This is a genomic window from Streptococcus castoreus DSM 17536, from assembly GCF_000425025.1.
GTDB classification, from domain to species: Bacteria; Bacillota; Bacilli; order Lactobacillales; family Streptococcaceae; genus Streptococcus; species Streptococcus castoreus.
Window position 1 is genome coordinate 59,715 of record NZ_AUKZ01000005.1, and the last position, 19,593, is coordinate 79,307.

Genomic DNA, 19,593 nt, shown 5'->3' on the forward strand with positions numbered 1-19,593 from the left:
TTTCATGTATTTAATGAAGAGTCACTTGTTAAAAATGACTGAATTGTAATTAATTTGCTTTTAGGAACAAACATTATCTTTTGGCGTGACTGGAAGTCCGGTTCATCTCCGTTAATTGTTAATAAGACATAACCCAATTTGTCTCCCAAGACCTTTGCAGCAGCATAATCCCATGGTTGAATGATTGAAAAATAAGCTAACAATTCCTGCTTCATAACCTTTACCATGCAGATACCCGCTCCTCCGTAAACCCTAACACCTAAGGTTTTGCTTAGGAGATGGGCTAAATTATTGTCATTTCTGACAAACATGCCCGCATTACAACCAATTAAACTACGCTCCAGTGGCTTGTCTTGATAAGGGACTAGGTTATCACCATTTAAAGTGACCTCAAAGTCACCTCCACCAGCCACAAGCTGATCAGCCATAACATCATAAATAAGTCCAAATTGACCCATTCCATCTTCATAATAGGCCATCATTACGGCAAACTGAGAGCCTTGTACAATAAAATTGACGGTCCCATCAATCGGATCAATTACCCAGACATTCCCCTTATTGATCGGATGGCGAACATTATTTTCTTCAGCCATAATATAGTCTTTAGGATAAACAGAATGAATCTTATCCATCAGTAATTGTTGGGTTTCTTGATCAACATTTGTGACTAGGTCATCAAACTGTGTTTTGACCTGAATCTCCAGTTGTTGAGTCATTTTTTCCTTAATGAATACACCAGCTTCTTTAATGATTTGCTTTGCAAATGCGTATTTAGTTTCCAAGGGAAAAGAATCCTTTCTCAATTTCCTTTGCTTTTTTCACAGCTTGATAAGTAGAATAGCCACTTACCTTTTGAAAATCACGGTCAATTTGTTTTTCCTGCGCTTTACTGCTAACAATCTTTTTGTAGGTACGATAGCTGTCTAGAATATCTTCTGCTTTAACTTTCTCTTCATAAGCTAACTCTACTTTATTCAAAAAATGAAGCACTGAGGAAATGTCTTCAGTGCTCCAACTTAAATCAAGTGGATAATGATAATTATTTGTCATATTAGCCCTCAATTTCTGCCTTTATAGTTGCTTGACGTAATTCCTGTTTACGGTAATCCCTTGGTAAAAAGGCTCTAATCTCATCTTCGTTAAATCCAATTTGCATGCGCTTTTTATCCATAATGATAGGACGACGAAGAAGACTTGGATTTTGGGCAATTAAATCAATTAAATCCGAAATCGACAATTCATCTACATCAATATCAAGTTTTTGAAAAACCTTTGAACGTGTCGAAATAATGTCCTCTGTTCCATTCTCTGTAAAAGATAAAATGGTCATCAATTCTTCCCGACTTAGTGGACTTGTAATAATATTATGTTCTTGAAACTCAACATCGTGTTTTAATAGCCATGCCCTTGCCTTACGACAACTGGTACAGCTGGGTGATAAAAATAAGGTAACCATATTTTTCCTCTATCAAATTTACTTACCTTATTATACAAAAAATTAAATCGGTTGGCTATCTTTTTTCCAATTTAGTGCCGTTTCTCTATCAACTTCTAATTGTTCTACCAGATTTTCTATACCATCAAATTTTGTCATTGACCGAATCCTATCTAACCAAATAATCTCGACAAACTCACCATAAATATCATCATTAAAACTAAAAATATTGACTTCTAGTCGTAACTCTTTGCCCCCAAACGTCATATTCTTACCAAGACTTGTCATCGAACGGAAACGTTTTCCATTGATGATAATATCCGTAACATAAACCCCATCAGCAGGTAAAAATGTTCTATCAATAGGCGTCAGATTTGCTGTTGGAAATCCTATCGTACGACCACGTGCATCACCATGCACAACTATTCCCCTAGTTGATAATTCATAGCCCAAAAGCTGATTTGCCTTGGAAATGTTGCCGTCTTGAATCAGCTTTCTGATGCGAGTTGACGAGATTTTGACATGATCCTCGGTTACTTCTGGGATCGTATACACATTACCAGCAAAATTTCTTGCTAAGTAATCACTATCTGTGCGATTATGCCCAAATTTATAGTCAAAACCAACAACAACATGCTTTGCCTTTAAACAGCCAATATAATGACTAATAAAATCATCTGAAGAAACCATTGAAAGAGAAGAGGTAAAGTCAATCAAGTATAGTCTTTCTACACCATACTCTGCAAATTTTTCATAGCGCTTTTCTGCATATGTGATATGTTGCAATAACTCGGGAGAAAAGCGAGAAAACACCAGTTCAGGTGATTCATTGAAAGTCAAGACGACAACTGCCAAATTTTCTTTCTTAGCAATTTCTCTAGCTTTATCAAACAAAACCTTATGCCCACGATGTAAACCATCAAAATAGCCCAAAACTAAAATGGTGTCGTCTTTTTCCACAATATCTTGATGGCTGTTAATATATCTAATTTCCATAATAACCCAATCCACTTATCAGATGAGAACTTTTCTCGGTTTATACTGTTTATTGCATTTTTCTAAAATAGCAATTAATTTTTCATGATAAAAAGCAGCCAATAACGGTTCTTGACTTGGAAGATTAACACGACGACCAAACGAAATTTCTGTCATCTCACTATCGCTAACGACCATTTTAGGCAAATCGCTCACTCCATATTCAATCGGTAATAAAAAACGCATGTCCTGCCGAGAGATCATCTCAGAAATCTCGTGCAATGTATAGGCAGTATCAATGGTTAATCCCGCAGATGCTGAACGTTGCAAATATGACATGTGACTCTCAATACCAAGTGCATGTCCTAAGTCAACTGCCAATGTTCGTACATAGGTTCCTTTGCTACAAGCCACTTTGAAATCAAAGTGGCAAAGACCGTCATCTGTAAATTGTAATGGGCTAGTGCGTTTAAATTGATAAATAGTGACCGTCCTTTTGGGTCTCTCAACAGTTTCCCCAGCACGCGCGTACTCATATAATTTTCGACCATTGACTTTAACAGCAGAATACATAGGAGGAATTTGGGTAATTTGACCAACAAATGTTGCCATGACCCGATCAACTCTTTTTTCTGTTAATGTATCTGGCAAAACCGATCTGGCAATCACTTCACCACTGGCATCTTCTGTGCTTGTTGAATAGCCAAGAGTAACTCGACCATTATAAACCTTACCAGCTTCTGTCATGTATTCAATCACACGAGTAGCTTTCCCGACAGCAACTGGTAAAACCCCAACCACATCAGGATCAAGGGTTCCCCCATGACCAATCTTTTTTTCTTGCAATAGTTTTCGCAATTTAAAGACAGCGTCGTGAGAAGTCATTCCTGCTTCTTTTTTTAAATTAATTATTCCACTAATCATCTATCTACTTTCATCTTTTCTGTCACTTTTAAGCTTATTCATTATAACCGTTTCACCAATTTTTTACCGAAAATAAGAACTGATAAACGCTAGTAACTGTTTCTACGATTAACAACATCTTACTATAAAACTATTTGCTTGATAACAACGTATAGACTATTTACCCTTCTTTTCCACTTCCACTATCTTTAAAATGATTTTCTGGCAATTTTTTCTCGCAAACTCCTTTTTTAATATCATTTAATAATATTATGGTGGAACAACAAATAGGTTGTAATGATCATCTTTAATTGATTATTTTTAGGTAGAGGATCCCAAATCGCAATAATCTATTAAATCCGGACTCTCTCCTACACGTTTCTTATTTTCAAGCATTTAATCCTTGTTCAATTCTTGAAATTTATCACGCATAGTTGGATTATGACGCGTTAATTTCTTAACAGAAACATCATCTAGTTTACTATTAGCTAAGCGAAGCTGATTCTCACTTGTGGTTAGGAAACGTTTGACTTCCTCCATTCGTTTAATAGATTTGTCAATTTCATCAATGGCTTTTTTAAAATTGGTGCTAGCTGATTGGTAATTCTTAGCAAAAGCATTTTTAAACTGTGCTAAGTCCTCTTCAAAATGCGTAATATCAATTGTTTGTTCCTTTACGAGAGCCAATTCTTGTTTGTATTTCAAGCTATTAAGAGCCGCATTTCTCAAAATACCGATCAAGTGGATAAAAAGTTGTGGACGAACCACATACATTTTATTGTATTCATGGCTAACATCAACAATACCAGTATTGTAATAATCGTTGTCTGACTCTAACATGGTCACTAAAACGGCATATTCACATTGTTTTTCATGACGATCTTTGTCCAATTCCTTGAAAAAGTCACTGTTTTTATGCTTGGTTTTAGTCGTATCTGCTTCATTTTTCATTTCAAACATGATGGAGAGAATCTCAACACCATTCGCATCCACTTCGCGATAGATATAGTCGCCCTTTGATCCACGACTCGATAGTTGATTATCCTTAGAAAAGCTAGCATTTGGGAAAGCATAGCTTCTGACTTTGTTAAACTCTGTTTCTGCATACCATTCCAAACTTTCACCGATAGCTTTTGTCGATTGCTGTGCTTTAAAATTCTTATAGAATTCAACTTGTTCATTGGCGGCCTTTAATTGCGCTTCATAATCGCTGTGCATCGAAGCCAAGGATAAGGCGCTTTCTTTCTCCTGTAATGCCAATTGGTTTTTCACCGAATCACATTCTTTCTCAATAGTAATGATCGCTGACTGAAGTTTGGAATCATTTTCCAATATTACTTTTTCCAGTTGGTTGGTTAGGGAAATGACTTCCTTATCTTTCTCTGCTAATTGATTAGCCAATTCTAAAGCATTTTGCGACGCAAGTTTATCAAGCCTATTTTCCAAATCAACAATTAATCGTTCCTTTTTAGCTAGTGCTTCTTGTCTTAGATGGACTTGTTCTTTTTCAATTTGTTCTAACTGGTGATTTAAACGAGTAATTTCACTTTCTTTTCTCGTTACCACCTCTTGTAGATGGCGTTTAGCTTTTTCTTCAATCAAAGCCGTTTCGTTTTCTAAACGTTGATGGAGCTCCTTGTCAAATGCCTGACCACGTACCTGTTCCAATAACTGACTGTACTCTGATTCATTAATCGTAAAAAGGGTTTGACAGTGAGGGCACTTTATTTCTTTCATAATGTCTCCATTCTAAGATTCTTCATTGTCCGATAACAACAATGCTTAGGAAATTAAATCTCAATCATTTATCATGTCTGCTGGTTAATGAGAATAAGCCTTACCAACGTGATTATTTTTATAATTTTGATAAAAGTCAACCTTTAGTAATATAAAATGTTCTAGATCCTGCAATAGCTGAAAAAGAATGGCTCGTCTCTCAAATTCTTCACGGGTCCGCGGTAACTCTCTTTGTCGGAAAGTTTCTAAAAGTTGTTCAATATCGTCAATTAAGGTTAAAGCAGAGTTTTCTTCACTTAACTGACAGCCCGTTTCATGAAAAAGATGGGATAAGAGAATACTTTCTCTGCTTTGACTTGTTATTTTATTGACATTGACAGCCATCTGTGCAAGAAGTCTATTTTGCTGACGTCGCATTTCAAAATAGTGAACTTGATAGTTGGTTTGATAGAACAAACGATTATGCCTGTCACGATAAACCATTTGAAGAGCTTGATCCAATATTTTATCTAGCTTTTGAATCATTAGCCCTTCATTTTGACCTTGACCTTCCAAAAGAAAACTCTCAAAACGATAAAGAATAGTCTTTAAGGTTTCTTCCACCTCTTGGTGATACTGACGAATTTGCTCATCTTGCGATCCCATATAAGCATTGACCAACAAAGCAATTCCAGTTCCTATAAAGAAAAGTAAAAATTCATTTAGCAAAACGGGCAGTTGTGTATTTTTTTCAGAAAATAAATGCGACACTAAAACCGTTATCGGTACCAAACCTGTCTCAATTTTCAACTGGTAAAGTAACGGTATCGTTACGATTAGATAGCAAGTAAAAGCTAGAGTTGTAAAACCTAAAATACCAAAACAGATTATGGCAACACCAAAAGCTAAAATAAAAGATAAGAAACGATCTCTAGCAACCAATAAACTTGATTGACGGGTATCCAAGACACTTAATAGGGCGATGATACCTGCTGAAATGCCATAGGTTAAGTTAAGTTGATAGGCGATTAAAATAGCAACAATAGTTGCTAAGGTCATTTTTAAGGTACGTTCAAATGAACCCATATCCAACTCCTAACCTAAACCCTTTTGAATTTCGTTTTGAATAAATTTCCATTCCTGCTCTGCTCGCTTTAGTTTGCGGCGATAATCATTTAACCCACGCAAATACTGATTAATCAAATAATCTTGCTTCACCAATGGAATCACAGGAATAGGAATATCAAGCAACTCTTTCGTTGATAAATTAATGACTTCTTTTCCGTGATCAGCCGCCTCTAAAAATGCCTGACCAATAGGAGACTCTAAAAAGAATTTAATGTAATAACTTCTTAGTTTTTGCTGAGGACGTAAAATCGTAATATTTGATGAAGCCACCATTTCACGGTCTTGCTTATGAAAAATGCAAACTTTTTTTAATGTCCCTTTGGATGCAATTAAAAGATCTCCTTCTTCCAAAAGATAACGCAAAAGTTGTCTGCGGTCCATATGGAACGTTCTCACGTGATCATATTGAATCCCTAAACTTCCCATATCTGATAGATTAATTAAACCAAAATCACCTGATTCTACTTTACGAGAAACTGCCTTTCCTTTAAAACAATCGACGACCTCTCCCAATCTTACCTTTTCTCTACCATCTGCCAGATAATCCCTAATTAATTTTTCCATTATAGTATCCTTCTATTAGGTTGTAGTATTTAGATACTATCATACTATAGCATATCTTTCAAGGTATCATCCTTTTTATTTTAGCACTTTTAATAGATTGACTTGTCTAAACTAATAACCGAATACTACTAGCAAAATCACAATCTCAAAGCTGGCTTAAGATAACTGTGATAGGATTCTTTGGTTTATTTGTATTCAACAATTAAAAGCATTTCTTGAAGAGAAAATGGTAAACAGTCTCCAAAATGCAACAATGGTAATTTAAAGGTATGCGTTTTTGAAACCTAAAATATTATGAACTAACAAGTACTCTTTCACAATTTAACCTCGCCATTTAACGAAAAGTGTAATCACTTCTTATTTCTTTTATTCTCATAGCTCTGGTCAAAAAAAGTTCGAGGAAAGAAGTTCCTCAAACTCATAAACCTTTTCGCAAATTAAAGAAAGTTTTCATTCGTGAGATCACCGCATCATCACCTACAAAATAAATGTGATCTCCTTTTTCAATCACAGCATAGGGACCAGGCGAAATGGTGAAATTTCCTGAATGCTCAATAGCCACAATAGTTGCCCCAGTTTGATGCCAGATATTTAAAGCACCAATCGATTTTCCGAAATGTTCCGAATCATGACTACAAATAATTTCATAAGGCGCTAAAGGATATTGCTTGCTAATTGACTGGCTTTGCATTAAGAAATCATTGACTAGAACTGACAGTTGCTCCATCGCTTTTCCTTGATCATGGATAGTATCTCTAATCTTTTCTTTCAACACAGCAATAGAATGTGTCGATTCATATTGGTTGATAAAATCAATGGCTTTTTCTTTTGATAAGACAATCGCACCGCTGCCATGCTTGAGGGTTAAAATTTTCAAATCAGCTAAAATATTTAAACCTTTTCTTGCAGTCTCTGGTGATACGTTAAAAGTTGAGGCAATAGTGGTTCTTGATTTTAGTTTCTCACCAACTTCATACTCACCACTTGCAATGCGTTCAGCTACTGAAATGGCAATTTTTTGATACTTTGAAACTGTGATTTCCTCTTTATAGCTCGTCATTTGCATTACTCCTTAACCAACAATCTTTAGTATTATCATTAATTAAAGCACATTTCCCAAAAGATGACAATAGTTCTCGATTTTTTGCATGGGAAAAGAGCTAGTAAGGATACCAGTTCGTACGACCCTTTAGAATCATTTTCTCGTTGATTTAACTGATCAAACAAATTCTTTGAATTAAACTGTTTTTTCGACGGCAAATGGTGATTCCGAAGATACGGAACTAGTAACACGATCTTGTACCGTAATACTAGCAGCTTCATGTTCCTCTTTTGTACGAATATTAACAACATTTATATTGATTTCAACAACTTTTAAATGTGTCATACTATCAAGACGATAGCTTTAATAGACTCAACAATCGCAGGAATGTCTTTGCCATACTCTACAACAACTGCTAAATCAACAGCAACTTCCTTGTTTCCAACTTCAACGTTGACACCATCACGAACAGATTCCGTATTAACCAATTTATCTTTTAAATTAGCAAAGAAACCGCCATTAATACCTAATAAACCATCAATCGTTTCAAGTGATAAGCCAATAATTTTCTCAATCACTTTATCGTCGTAAGTCAATTCGCCACGAATAGAAGTTGCTAAATCTTTTATATACTTTAGCCGTAACAACTGGGTTTGGCATTAACCCTGCTAATTTAATAGTGGTTACCACATAGTTTTCAATTGCAGATTTTTTTAAAAGTAACTTTCCTTTGCTTTTCGGTAATTGAATTTCAGTGTAGGTACGCGGGTAGAAAATAATGACCAATATCACTAGAAGTGTGATAACAAATAATACAATGGCTGCCCAGAAGTAGTAATAATATAAAGTCGAGTCTAGCAAATTGGGAAGTTTATCCATATCCCAACTTAGCCAACGATAGCTGCTAGGTAAGTCAATATCATTTCCAGTCACTCCGATGACCCAGCCAAGAATAGATAATAGAACAAACCCAATAAGACTATAAATAATCTTCAAATATTTTGACATACGAAACTCTTTCCTACTTGACGGTCTCTAAAACTGAGTAGAGGAAAGGCTAGTTCGTTTTACGCAATACAAAAGAAGTCATAACAACCACGATAACGGCACCAATAATCGAAGGAATTAATGCCATACCTGCTAATGAAATTCCCCATGAACCAAGTAGAGCTTGACCAACGTAAGAACCAATTAAGCCAGCAGCAATGTTTGCAACCCAACCCATCGATCCGCCTTTTTTAGTAAGCACTCCAGCGATCACACCAATAAGCGCACCAACAAGTAAAGTCCAAATAAGTCCCATAACAATTCTCCTTTTCAGATACTCCCATATCTTTTGTTCCGTGAAAAATAGTGGTCGCTATTTTTCAAGTAATAGCCATCAATAGTCACTCTATTAAGTGAACATATAAATTATAAAACGAAGCGTCAGTTTGTTATATCATTTAAATATTAGTTTTTATATATCCAATAAATTACTATTATTTAAATAATTTTAAAAGTGACCACTCTATATTTAATTTATATTGTTATTATACAATACAAGATTTTATTTGCAAGTTTTATGCTTACTTAAATTTAACCAATAAACTAAAAAGCTATGAGAACCACAACACTCCCTTCGTTTCATTATTTTCATCAAACCTTCGAGAACATTAAAAAAACCAAATCTCTACTTTTCGAGTAGAAAACTTGGTTTAGTCTTATTTTTTCTCAATAGGGGCAACACTTGCCAATAACTTTTTCAAACCAACTTCTGGGAAATTAATTTTAAGTTCCATGGTTTTACCTGTACCAGAGACTTCCAGAACCGTTCCATCTCCCCATTTTTTATGGTGAGCAACATCTCCGATTTGCCAAGAAATTACTTCTGTATTTTTATGAGAGCCCAAAGATAAAGTCGCCACTCCTGAATGACTAAGAGTTTGTTGGTCACTTTGCTCTTGAGTTTTAACCTTTCGTACTTGCAAGGCCTCAGATAAGCTCATCCCTTGACCAAATGGTATCTGTTTTTTACTTGAAAATGTAACACCAAAGGAAGAATGAGCGGGTCTTGCCAAACCTTGATAAGATAATAAATCTTCTGAAATTTCTCTTAAAAAGCGTGTTGGACGGTTATAACTACTCTTACCAAACAGAGTCCGTGTATTAGCATTGGTCATAAAGAGAAGCTCTTCTGCTCGCGTAATACCAACATAGGCTAAACGCCTTTCCTCCTCTAATTCATCCGGATCTTCTGTTGCACGTGATAAAGGAAAGACTCCTTCTTCCATCCCAATTAGAAAAACAACTGGAAATTCTAGCCCTTTTGCTGCGTGCAATGTCATTAAGGTTACTTCTGCTGTCTCCACACTTGCATCATCCGTATCAGCAATTAAAGCTAAATCATTTAAAAACCTTCCTAAACGATCAACGCCACTTTCATCATCTTCTTGCGTGTCACTAGAATCATCAAAATTTTTAGTCACTGACAAGAACTCTTCAATATTTTCAATACGTGCTTGACTTTCTAGAGTATTTTGAAGTCTCAAATTATCTAGATAACCTGTTTTTTCTAGCAGAGTTTCCGCTAAGGCTGTAATGCTTAATTCCTCTAAACCTCGACGCAACTGCACTAAAAGGTTAGCTAAATCTGTCATAGCTTGCACAGCCTTACCCTTTAATGGAGACATTGAAAGATTTGAAGCTGCTTCTAACAAGGACATGTTAGTAGTATTAGCAAATTGGCGTAGTTTATCCAGTGTCCCAGGTCCAACACCACGTTTTGGTTCATTGACAATCCGTTCAAAAGAAATATTATCAGCAGGATTAGCCACAATAGTCAAGTAAGCGATAAGATCACGAATTTCTTTACGACTGTAAAACTTGGTTCCCCCAACCATTGTATAAGGGATATTGGATTTTAACAGCGCTTCTTCAATAGTCCGTGATTGTGCATTAGTACGATATAAAACAGCAAAATCTTTGAAATTTTTCCCCAAATCATAGCTCATATTGCTAATTGTAGACGCAACAAAAAACGCTTCATCACGCTCATCATTTGCCCTGTAATAAACAAGTTGCTCACCATCTGCATTCTGCGTCCAAAGTTTCTTAGGACGGCGATTACGATTATTATTGATGACATCGTTGGCGGCTTGCAAGATTTTCTTGGTAGAACGATAATTTTCTTCTAATAACACTACCTTAGCATCTGGGTAATCTTTTTCAAAATCAAGAATATTTTGCATATCAGCTCCACGCCAACCATAAATGGATTGATCAGCATCCCCAACAACACAAATATTCTTAAAACGTGAAGCCAATAGTTTTACCAACTGGTATTGAGCATGATTAGTATCTTGATACTCATCTACATGAATATACTGGTAACGCTGTTGGTAATAAGCTAACACCTCCGGATTTTTATCAAAAAGACGTAAGGTCATCATGATCAAATCGTCAAAATCAAGTGCCTCACTTCGTCTCAACTCCTCTTGGTATGCCTTGTAACAGCGTGCTACAATTTGACTGTACCTATCGTCTCTTGCTTGATTTTCATAGGTTTTTTCATCAAGCAAATCATTTTTAGCAGTTGAAATGGTTCCCAAAATAGAACGCTCATTCCATTTTTTAGAATCCAAATCTAAACGTTTTAAAATACGCTTCATTAAGGTACGTTGCTCACCTGGATCAATAATAGTGAAATTACGGTTATAACCAATATGGTCTGCCTCACGGCGCAAAATACGGACACACATAGAGTGGAACGTTGCAATCAAGGTATCTTTAGTAGCTGGATTTAAAGCCAATGCCCGTTCTCTCATTTCACGTGCAGCTTTATTAGTAAAGGTAATAGCTAAGATATTCCAAGGATTAACAAATTTCTCATCGATTAAATAAGCAATACGATGGGTCAAAACTCTTGTTTTTCCTGAACCAGCACCCGCCATTATTAGTAAAGGTCCTTCTGTTGTTTGAACTGCTTGCGCCTGCTTTGTATTCATTCCATTTAATAAAGGATTCATGATTTCTCCTCAAACTCATTCAATAACTTCTCTTTTATCAACTTTAAAATTATATCACGTTTCCAATTAAAATGGCAAAAGTGACCATCAGACAAATATCAAGGTTTTTCCATTTCATGGGCATTCAGTAAGAACTAAAAATAGTTCTTATCAATACCATATTATGTTATGATTTTTTATTGACAGTATTCCTATTTTCCGGTATTATAGTCATAATTTAATAAACCGGATGATGTCATACAGGAGAAGAAATTAATTTCGCCGAAGGAGTTATACTCTCAGGTGTTCGAGTTTTGAACGGGACTGTTTGATGGACGGACTTCTGGAGAGACCTTATTAGGCGCCGAAGGGGCAAGGCATTCTGCTCAATCTCTCAGGCAAAAGGACAGAAGATAAAATAACAACAACCATAAGAACAGTTTTAGTCTTTTTGTGTTTGCGATTTTATCATTTCTTCAGAAGTTGTCTCAAAGAGATAACTTTTTCTTTTGGCCACTTCAATAATTTTTAGGAGATAAAAATGTTAGCAATCACTCAATTCATTGACGATTTGATTTGGGGACCACCCCTTTTAATCTTACTAGTTGGCACGGGTATTTACCTTACCAGCCGATTAGGTCTCATTCAAATTTTAAAATTACCGGTGGCTTTCAAACTCATTTTTTCAGATAATGATGGACACGGAGATATTTCCTCATTTGCAGCTCTTGCAACTGCTCTTGCTGCCACTGTTGGAACAGGAAATATTGTCGGTGTCGCAACAGCTATTAAATCAGGTGGTCCAGGCGCTCTTTTTTGGATGTGGGTTGCTGCCTTTTTTGGAATGGCAACCAAGTATGCCGAAGGGGTTTTAGCCATTAAATATCGAACCAGAGATGCTAATGGTTACATTTCAGGTGGTCCCATGTATTATATTGTCAATGGTATGGGACAGCAATGGAAACCTTTAGCCATTCTTTTTGCTATCTCCGGAATCTTAGTTTCCCTCTTTGGAATTGGAACCTTTGCACAAGTCAATTCAATTACTTCCTCTTTGGGACACAGCTTTGGTTTATCACCCCAAATCGTCGGTATTGTTTTAGCAGTACTTGTTGCAATGATTATTTTTGGTGGCATTCATTCTATTTCAAAGGTTGCTGAAAAAATAGTTCCTTTTATGGCTATTTTCTATATTCTATCTAGTCTAGCTGTCATTTTTGTCAATTACCATCACATTATTCCTGTGATTGTCTTAGTGATTAAATCTGCTTTTACCCCAACAGCTGCTATCGGAGGATTTACAGGAAGTCTTGTCAAGGAAGCTATTCAAAAAGGAATTGCTCGTGGTGTCTTTTCAAATGAATCTGGTCTTGGTTCTGCTCCTATCGCAGCAGCTGCAGCAAAAACGAATGAACCTGTTGAACAAGGTCTGATCTCCATGACTGGAACCTTTATTGACACTATTATTATCTGTACCTTAACCGGTTTTTCTATTTTAGTAACTGGTCAGTGGACCGGAAACTTGGAAGGTGCTCCCTTAACACAATCTGCCTTTTCTTCCGTTTTTGGTTATTTCGGCACTTTTGGTCTTACCTTCTCCTTAGTTCTCTTCGCCTTTACAACGATTTTAGGTTGGAGTTACTATGGTGAGCGTTGCTTTGAATTTTTATTTGGTATCACATACCTAACTTATTTTCGGGTGGTATTTGTCTTGATGGTAGGTCTAGGAGGCTTTCTAAAACTCGAATTAATTTGGATTTTGGCTGATATTGTAAACGGTCTAATGGCACTTCCAAACCTAATCGCTTTACTAGCCTTATCCCCAGTGGTTATTTTTGAAACCAAACAGTATTTTAACAAACGATCTGTCAAATAACAGGTTATAAAAGTCTAGACTTCTTCGTAAAAGTATCGAGATCTAGGCTATTTTTATGGTATAATGTGGAATTGAAACTAAAGGAGCCATTATGATACAAGATCCGACTGAAAATTTAAAATTAGCTAAAAGAGGACCAATCGTAAGCATCATTGCCTATTTATTGCTCAGTATTGCTAAATTATTAGCAGGTTACTTTTTAAACGCTAACTCTCTAATTGCTGATGGTTTTAATAATTTATCTGATATTGTAGGAAATGTTGCTCTTCTCATTGGACTTCATCTAGCAAGCCAGCCGGCGGATGCCAACCATAAGTTTGGGCATTGGAAAATTGAGGACTTGTCTAGCCTAATAACATCATTTATCATGTTCATCGTTGGTTTTCAAGTATTGATCCAAACTGTTCGAAGTCTTTTTAGTGGACAACACGTTGAAATTGACCCGATTGGAGCTATTGTTGGGATTATTTCGGCCATTATCATGCTAGGCGTTTACACTTTTAATAAACGACTATCCAAAAAAGTGAAATCAAGTGCTTTAGTAGCAGCTTCAAAAGATAATCTTTCTGATGCTATTACTTCTATAGGAACCTCTATTGCTATTATTGCTGCTTCCTTACAATTACCAATTATTGACCGCATTGCGGCTATTATTATCACCTTTTTTATCCTTAAAACAGCCTTTGAGATTTTCATGGAAAGTTCATTTAGCTTATCTGATGGATTTGATAACCGTCATTTAAAACAATATGAAAAGGCTATTTTAGAGATTCCTAAAATTGTTGCAGTAAAATCGCAACGTGGACGTACTTATGGTAGCAATGTCTACCTCGATATTGTTCTTGAGATGAATCCTGACCTTTCTGTCTACGAAAGTCATGCCATTACAGAGCAAGTTGAGCAGTTACTTAGTGAAAAATTTGCAGTCTATGATATTGATATTCATGTAGAACCTGCTAAAATTCCCGAGGATGAGATGTTTGAAAATGTTGCTAAAAAACTTTATCGTAATGAAAAACTTATTTTAAGCAAGATTCCAGGCTATGAAGTCTATATTGCAAAGGAGTTTATCATGATTGATAAAGAGGGACATATCTATCACTATGAGCCATTCTTAAATAGTCAAATCTACTCTCCTAGTAATTTTACAGACTTTAAGATTCAGTCTATCAGTCAAAAAACAAAGTTGATTACTTATTGCTTGAGTGGTAACCAACACACCAGTATTTGGAGACGTCATGAAGTTTGGTACTTACTCTTCCACCAAATAACTCCTATTCATCAACCTCGAAAACATCATTACCGCATTATAAAAGAAAAATCCCCAATAGCCTAAAATGGTTATCGAGGATTTTTTATATCTTTTGATGTCTTTTTCTCAAGAAGGGGATGAGGATAAGAGGAAATAGCTTTCACTTTTATTTTTGAATGGCTTTTGTGGCAACGTCTTCTCCAAACCATTTATTAGCGATTTGTTGGAAACGACCATCTTGATAAAGCTGTTTAAAAGCTTGATTGATTTTCTTTTGCAGCGTTTTATCTTCTTTTCTAAGACCAACTGCAAAATTTTCATTCTTAAAAGTGCCAGAAATGATTTTATATTGATCTAATTGACCTTCTTGTTTTAAGTAGTAATTTGCATAAACTTTATCAATAAGTAAACCATCAATACGATTATTTTTGAGGTCAATAAAGCCTTGGGTAAATGTTTCATACTGAGTTGCATCCTTATTCTTCACAAGGTCTTTTAGTAATTTAGGATTTCTTGTGAAGGCATCATAACCAGATGATCCTGACTGAGCACCTAATACCTTCTTTTTCATGTCAGAAAAAGAATGAATTCCAGACGTGCTTTTAGTAACAATGACCTGTTCATTTTTCATGTAAGGATCAGTAAAAGCGACCTTAGCTTGACGTTCCTTGGTCACAGAATAGCCATTCCAAATCATGTCGATTTTACCATTCTTTAATTCTGTCTCTTTTAAATCCCAGTTGATTGCTTGAAATCTTACCTTAATCCCATATTGATTAAAAACGGCTTTTGCTAAATCAATATCAAAACCCTTGTTCTTCCCACTTTCGTCCTTATAACCCATAGGAACAAAAGTGTTATCAAAACCAAGAGTAATCATTTTTTCTTTTTGATATATCTTCCAAGCATCTCCTGATTTAAACCCTTTAGTTGAATCACAGGCAACTAGGATAAAACTAACAGTTAATAGCAAAGCTATTGTTAATCCTTTTTTAATGGTCATAAAGTATCTCCTCTTCTATTTAGGGTTAACCCTAATAATACGATCTGAAATCGCTTCTGCAAATACCAAATCATGAGTCACGACAATTTGTGTCATTCCCAGCTTGCGATTTTGCAAAATTAACTTTTCAACTTCCTGACGTAATTCAGGGTCCAAAGCACTTGTTGGTTCATCATAACCAATAATTTGTGGATCAATCATCATAGCTCTCGCCAGTGCAACCCGCTGTTTTTGCCCACCTGAAAGAGAATAAGGATAAACTTGTGCATGTTCCTTTAAGCCTAAACGTGCTAGTAGATTTAATGCTTTTTCTTTAGCTTCTACTTTGGATTTCCTCATTGTAATGATTGGGGAGAGTATTAAATTCTCTAAAACAGTTAAATGAGGAAATAATTGAAAATCTTGGAAAACGAAACCAAGTAGATTACGATTTTCTAAATGATCAATACTAACACTTTCACCATCGTAAAGAACTTCCCCAGAATCAATTGGCTCTAGTCCTGCTAACATTCGCAACAGGGTTGTTTTACCGCCACCAGATGGACCAACAAGCGAAAGAACTTCCCCATCTTGAACTGTCAAATCGAAGCAATCAAAAATTTGTTTTTGCCCAAACTGTTTGGAAATCTTTTTAAGTTCTAGCATGGAATCTCCTTACTTATAGCCATTAAATCTTTTTTCAACTTGCTTCGATAAAATCGTTACAAGACCAATCAAAATCAGATAAATCATACCAGCAATAAACATTGGTGCCAAAGTAGCATCTCTATTTGCAGCAGTCTTACTTGCTAACAAAAGATCCCCTACACCAAGAACATAAACCAATGAAGAATCTTTCACTAAAGTGATGATCTCATTGAAAACACTTGGGAGAACAATTTTAAATACTTGCGGCAAAATAATATAGTGAATCGTCTGAAAGGTATTTAATTTTAAAACTTTTGCTGCTTCATATTGACCATTTGGAATTGCCTCAATACCACCACGAAAAATTTCAGCATAATAAGCAGCATAATTTAAAGTAAATGCTAAAATAGCGGCTGGCATACGGTCAAAACTGATACCAACACTTGGTAACACATAGTAGAAAAAAATTAATTGGAGTAATAAGGGGGTCCCACGCATCATCCACACATACAATATCAAAAACCATTGCAATGGTTTAAAAGAAATCCTCATTAAAAAAGCTAAAATAGCACCTAAAGGTATAGAGAGAATGATAACAATAAAGAACACCTGTAAAGTAACCAAGGTTCCGTCTAATAAGCTGGGTAATACTTGCTGAATGTAGGTCATGTTAGCTCCTAAAAATAAATGTTTAACTATTATATCAAATTTTCTTAACAAATTCTGATTTCAATTTCATAGCACCAAAGCCTTCAATCTTGCAATCAATATTATGATCGCCTTCAACAAGACGAATATTTTTAACACGGGTTCCCTGTTTAAGATCTTTCGGGGCACCTTTCACTTTTAAATCTTTGATAACTGTAATCGTATCACCATCTGATAATCTAGCACCATTGCTATCTAAAACAACCAAGCCTTCTTCAACAACTTCCTCACCTGGCGTCCATTCAAAAGCACACATTGGGCAGATTAATAAATGACCGTCTTCATAAACATATTCAGACTGGCATTGCAAACAATTTGGTAGTGACATCTTGCTCTCCTAAAATTCTTAATGTTAATATTTTACTTTAGAAATGAGTATTTGACAAGATGAATACGTTATCATTACGGATTTTTAGAAATAACGACTAAGTAAAATAGGCTAAGAAATATTAACTAGCCAAAATTTCCTAAAGCCAGCATCACTATTTAAACAAATAAGGTAACTAACTTCTATAGCTACCTCATTAACTTATTCTACCGTTACTGCCTTAGCAAGATTACGAGGTTTATCAACGTCAAGACCCCGTTGTAAAGAAGCATAATAGGCAACTAATTGAGTTGGAATAACCATAGCGATTGACGCTAAGAAAGGATGAACCTTATTAACAATAAAGTCGTCATCTTCACGCTCAAGACCTTCTTCAACAATAGTTAGAACACGTGCGCCACGAGCTACAACTTCTTGAATATTACCACGTGTATGAGAAGCAATCAATTCACTTGAAGAAATTAAGCCAATAACTGGTGTTCCATCTTCGATCAAAGAAATGGTTCCGTGTTTTAACTCGCCAGCCGCAAATCCTTCACATTGAATATAAGAAATTTCTTTCAATTTCAGCGCTGCCTCCATAGCAACATAATAATCACTGCCACGCCCAATATAGAAAGCATTACGAGTTGTTGTTAATAAATCCTCAACTTTTTGGGCAATTAAGTCTTTCTCAGTTAATGTTGCTTCGATGGATTGAGCGACTAATGATAATTCATGAACCAGGTCAAATCTAATAGCTGCTTGTTTTCCGTTGGCTTCTCCGACCGCTTTAGCTAAAAAAGCAAGGGTTGCAATTTGTGCCGTGTAAGCTTTTGTTGAAGCAACAGCTATTTCAGGTCCTGCATGGATAAGCATTGTATAGGTTGCTTCACGCGATAACGTTGAACCTGGAACATTTGTTATTGTCAAACTTGGAATTCCCATCGTATTTGCCTTAACCAAAACTTGACGACTATCTGCTGTTTCACCCGATTGACTCAAAAGGATAAACATTGGCTTTTGACTAAGCAAAGGCATGTGATAACCCCACTCAGATGCTACTCCTAATTCAACTGGAGTATCTGTTAACTGTTCAAGCATTGCCTTAGCTGCAAAACCAGCATGATAAGATGTTCCAGCTGCTAGAATATAAAGACGATCGGCCTCTTGAATGGAGGAGATGATTGCCGGATCAATAACCATTTTCCCAGCTTCATCAGCATAAGCAGAAATTAATTTACGCATAACCGTTGGCTGCTCATCAATCTCTTTCAACATATAAAATGGGTAGGTTCCCTTACCAATATCAGATAAATCCAATTCAGCAGTATAAGAATCACGTTCAAGCAAATGCCCTTCATAATCCATAACAGTTACTGCGTCTTTTGTTAGAATAACAAGTTCTTTATCATGAATTTCCATAAATTCACTAGTTTCTCTAATCATCGCCATTGCATCAGAACAAACCATATTATACCCCTCACCAAGCCCAATAAGCAATGGCGATTTGTTCTTAGCAACATAAATCGTATCAGTTGCTTGACTATCGATTAAAGCAAAGGCATACGAGCCTTCAATAATAGATAAGGCTTTTTTGAAAGCTTCTAATACAGAAAGCTTATCGTCTTCAACAAACTTACCAATAAGGTGAACGGCTATCTCTGTATCAGTTTGTCCCTTAAAATCATGCCCAGCAAGGTCATTTTTCTTGATTTGGACATAATTCTCAATCACCCCATTATGAACAAGCACAAAACGACCCGTTTGAGAAGTATGAGGATGCGCATTAGCTTCTGTTGATTTTCCATGAGTAGCCCAACGGGTGTGACCAATCCCTGTTGATCCAGCAACGTCAATGCCGATTTTGGAACGTAAATCAGCAATTCGCCCCACTGATTTGATTAAATGCGATTGCTCTGCATTGGCAACAAAAATGCCAGCTGAATCATATCCACGATATTCTAACTTTTCAAGTCCTTGCATTAAGACATCAGTTGCATTACGATTTCCAACAACACCAACAATTCCACACATATTATTTACCTTAGTAAGTTAGCTTACTACTTTC

The 19,593-nt window shown here is 35.9% G+C and carries 18 protein-coding genes, 2 pseudogenes and 1 riboswitch; of the genes and pseudogenes, 2 read left to right on the forward strand and 18 right to left on the reverse strand.

From position 1 onward, the window contains the following. Positions 1-2: 2 nt before the first annotated feature. The 13 genes and pseudogenes from H346_RS0101930 to pcrA all read right to left on the reverse strand — a co-directional run bounded on the left by H346_RS0101930 (position 3) and on the right by pcrA (position 11,770). Entirely contained in the window at positions 3-782 is a 780-nt protein-coding gene (locus tag H346_RS0101930) for an inositol monophosphatase family protein (RefSeq protein WP_027969594.1), read from the reverse strand. Next, positions 772-1,050 (reverse strand): UPF0223 family protein, encoded by a 279-nt coding sequence (locus H346_RS0101935; protein WP_027969595.1) that lies wholly within the window; start codon positions 1,048-1,050, stop codon positions 772-774. Before H346_RS0101935 ends, H346_RS0101930 begins: the two co-directional genes overlap by 11 nt. A gap of 1 nt (position 1,051) precedes the next feature. Next, entirely contained in the window at positions 1,052-1,456 is a 405-nt protein-coding gene (locus H346_RS0101940; RefSeq protein WP_027969596.1) for a Spx/MgsR family RNA polymerase-binding regulatory protein, read from the reverse strand. Positions 1,457-1,498: 42 nt separating this feature from the next. Continuing rightward, on the reverse strand, positions 1,499-2,431 hold the full coding sequence (locus tag H346_RS0101945) for a bifunctional riboflavin kinase/FAD synthetase (protein WP_027969597.1): 933 nt from the start codon (positions 2,429-2,431) through the stop codon (positions 1,499-1,501). Between the two features lie 18 nt (positions 2,432-2,449). After that, the gene (truB, locus tag H346_RS0101950) at positions 2,450-3,334 is read right to left on the reverse strand and encodes a tRNA pseudouridine(55) synthase TruB (protein ID WP_027969598.1); all 885 of its coding nucleotides are present in this window, start codon (positions 3,332-3,334) and stop codon (positions 2,450-2,452) included. Positions 3,335-3,709: 375 nt separating this feature from the next. Further along, a complete protein-coding gene (locus tag H346_RS0101955) occupies positions 3,710-5,050 on the reverse strand; it encodes a DUF2130 domain-containing protein (RefSeq protein ID WP_027969599.1) in 1,341 nt (446 codons plus the stop codon). An 84-nt stretch (positions 5,051-5,134) separates the two neighbouring features. Further along, on the reverse strand, positions 5,135-6,115 hold the full coding sequence (locus H346_RS0101960) for an aromatic acid exporter family protein (protein WP_027969600.1): 981 nt from the start codon (positions 6,113-6,115) through the stop codon (positions 5,135-5,137). A 9-nt stretch (positions 6,116-6,124) separates the two neighbouring features. Continuing rightward, the gene (locus H346_RS0101965) at positions 6,125-6,721 is read right to left on the reverse strand and encodes a restriction endonuclease subunit S domain-containing protein (RefSeq protein ID WP_027969601.1); all 597 of its coding nucleotides are present in this window, start codon (positions 6,719-6,721) and stop codon (positions 6,125-6,127) included. Between the two features lie 418 nt (positions 6,722-7,139). Continuing rightward, a complete protein-coding gene (locus H346_RS0101970) occupies positions 7,140-7,781 on the reverse strand; it encodes a TrkA C-terminal domain-containing protein (RefSeq protein WP_027969602.1) in 642 nt (213 codons plus the stop codon). A gap of 177 nt (positions 7,782-7,958) precedes the next feature. Next, positions 7,959-8,392: pseudogene (locus H346_RS09565) on the reverse strand (Asp23/Gls24 family envelope stress response protein). After that, positions 8,385-8,771, reverse strand: a pseudogene (amaP, locus tag H346_RS09570) (alkaline shock response membrane anchor protein AmaP); the annotation flags it as partial. The pseudogenes H346_RS09565 and amaP, both read right to left, overlap by 8 nt. A 49-nt stretch (positions 8,772-8,820) precedes the next feature. Continuing rightward, entirely contained in the window at positions 8,821-9,066 is a 246-nt protein-coding gene (locus H346_RS0101985) for a GlsB/YeaQ/YmgE family stress response membrane protein (RefSeq protein ID WP_027969603.1), read from the reverse strand. A 400-nt stretch (positions 9,067-9,466) separates the two neighbouring features. After that, entirely contained in the window at positions 9,467-11,770 is a 2,304-nt protein-coding gene (pcrA, locus tag H346_RS0101990; RefSeq protein ID WP_027969604.1) for a DNA helicase PcrA, read from the reverse strand. A gap of 312 nt (positions 11,771-12,082) precedes the next feature. Continuing rightward, positions 12,083-12,169: riboswitch (glycine riboswitch) on the forward strand. Positions 12,170-12,290: 121 nt separating this feature from the next. Here pcrA and H346_RS0101995 point away from each other — a divergent pair. Beyond that, entirely contained in the window at positions 12,291-13,625 is a 1,335-nt protein-coding gene (locus H346_RS0101995; protein ID WP_027969605.1) for an alanine/glycine:cation symporter family protein, read from the forward strand. Positions 13,626-13,716: 91 nt separating this feature from the next. After that, positions 13,717-14,961: a cation diffusion facilitator family transporter gene (locus H346_RS0102000; protein WP_027969606.1), complete on the forward strand. Its 1,245-nt coding sequence runs from the start codon at positions 13,717-13,719 to the stop codon at positions 14,959-14,961. An 82-nt stretch (positions 14,962-15,043) separates the two neighbouring features. Here H346_RS0102000 and H346_RS0102005 read toward each other — a convergent pair whose 3' ends face one another. From H346_RS0102005 to glmS, 5 genes are all read right to left on the reverse strand, one after another. Next, positions 15,044-15,880, reverse strand: a complete 837-nt coding sequence (locus H346_RS0102005; protein WP_027969607.1) for an amino acid ABC transporter substrate-binding protein — start codon at positions 15,878-15,880, stop codon at positions 15,044-15,046. A 15-nt stretch (positions 15,881-15,895) separates the two neighbouring features. Further along, positions 15,896-16,525 carry an amino acid ABC transporter ATP-binding protein gene (locus H346_RS0102010; protein ID WP_027969608.1) on the reverse strand — a complete coding sequence of 210 codons (630 nt, stop codon included), beginning with the start codon at positions 16,523-16,525 and terminating at the stop codon, positions 15,896-15,898. Positions 16,526-16,534: 9 nt separating this feature from the next. Then, a complete protein-coding gene (locus H346_RS0102015; protein WP_027969609.1) occupies positions 16,535-17,176 on the reverse strand; it encodes an amino acid ABC transporter permease in 642 nt (213 codons plus the stop codon). A gap of 34 nt (positions 17,177-17,210) precedes the next feature. Then, positions 17,211-17,543, reverse strand: a complete 333-nt coding sequence (locus H346_RS0102020) for a zinc ribbon domain-containing protein YjdM (RefSeq protein ID WP_027969610.1) — start codon at positions 17,541-17,543, stop codon at positions 17,211-17,213. Positions 17,544-17,744: 201 nt separating this feature from the next. Continuing rightward, positions 17,745-19,559, reverse strand: a complete 1,815-nt coding sequence (gene glmS / locus H346_RS0102025) for a glutamine--fructose-6-phosphate transaminase (isomerizing) (protein WP_027969611.1) — start codon at positions 19,557-19,559, stop codon at positions 17,745-17,747. Positions 19,560-19,593: the final 34 nt, after the last annotated feature.

Excerpts from the sequence above, each read along its gene's own strand:
- H346_RS0101935 (WP_027969595.1), bottom strand. The coding sequence starts at position 1,050 with ATGACAAATAATTATCATTATCCACTTGATTTAAGTTGGAGCACTGAA.
- H346_RS0101940 (WP_027969596.1), bottom strand. The coding sequence starts at position 1,456 with ATGGTTACCTTATTTTTATCACCCAGCTGTACCAGTTGTCGTAAGGCA.
- H346_RS0101945 (WP_027969597.1), bottom strand. The coding sequence starts at position 2,431 with ATGGAAATTAGATATATTAACAGCCATCAAGATATTGTGGAAAAAGAC.
- truB (WP_027969598.1), bottom strand. The coding sequence starts at position 3,334 with ATGATTAGTGGAATAATTAATTTAAAAAAAGAAGCAGGAATGACTTCT.
- H346_RS0101955 (WP_027969599.1), bottom strand. The coding sequence starts at position 5,050 with ATGAAAGAAATAAAGTGCCCTCACTGTCAAACCCTTTTTACGATTAAT.
- H346_RS0101960 (WP_027969600.1), bottom strand. The coding sequence starts at position 6,115 with ATGGGTTCATTTGAACGTACCTTAAAAATGACCTTAGCAACTATTGTT.
- H346_RS0101965 (WP_027969601.1), bottom strand. The coding sequence starts at position 6,721 with ATGGAAAAATTAATTAGGGATTATCTGGCAGATGGTAGAGAAAAGGTA.
- H346_RS0101970 (WP_027969602.1), bottom strand. The coding sequence starts at position 7,781 with ATGACGAGCTATAAAGAGGAAATCACAGTTTCAAAGTATCAAAAAATT.
- H346_RS0101985 (WP_027969603.1), bottom strand. The coding sequence starts at position 9,066 with ATGGGACTTATTTGGACTTTACTTGTTGGTGCGCTTATTGGTGTGATC.
- pcrA (WP_027969604.1), bottom strand. The coding sequence starts at position 11,770 with ATGAATCCTTTATTAAATGGAATGAATACAAAGCAGGCGCAAGCAGTT.
- H346_RS0101995 (WP_027969605.1), top strand. The coding sequence starts at position 12,291 with ATGTTAGCAATCACTCAATTCATTGACGATTTGATTTGGGGACCACCC.
- H346_RS0102000 (WP_027969606.1), top strand. The coding sequence starts at position 13,717 with ATGATACAAGATCCGACTGAAAATTTAAAATTAGCTAAAAGAGGACCA.
- H346_RS0102005 (WP_027969607.1), bottom strand. The coding sequence starts at position 15,880 with ATGACCATTAAAAAAGGATTAACAATAGCTTTGCTATTAACTGTTAGT.
- H346_RS0102010 (WP_027969608.1), bottom strand. The coding sequence starts at position 16,525 with ATGCTAGAACTTAAAAAGATTTCCAAACAGTTTGGGCAAAAACAAATT.
- H346_RS0102015 (WP_027969609.1), bottom strand. The coding sequence starts at position 17,176 with ATGACCTACATTCAGCAAGTATTACCCAGCTTATTAGACGGAACCTTG.
- H346_RS0102020 (WP_027969610.1), bottom strand. The coding sequence starts at position 17,543 with ATGTCACTACCAAATTGTTTGCAATGCCAGTCTGAATATGTTTATGAA.
- glmS (WP_027969611.1), bottom strand. The coding sequence starts at position 19,559 with ATGTGTGGAATTGTTGGTGTTGTTGGAAATCGTAATGCAACTGATGTC.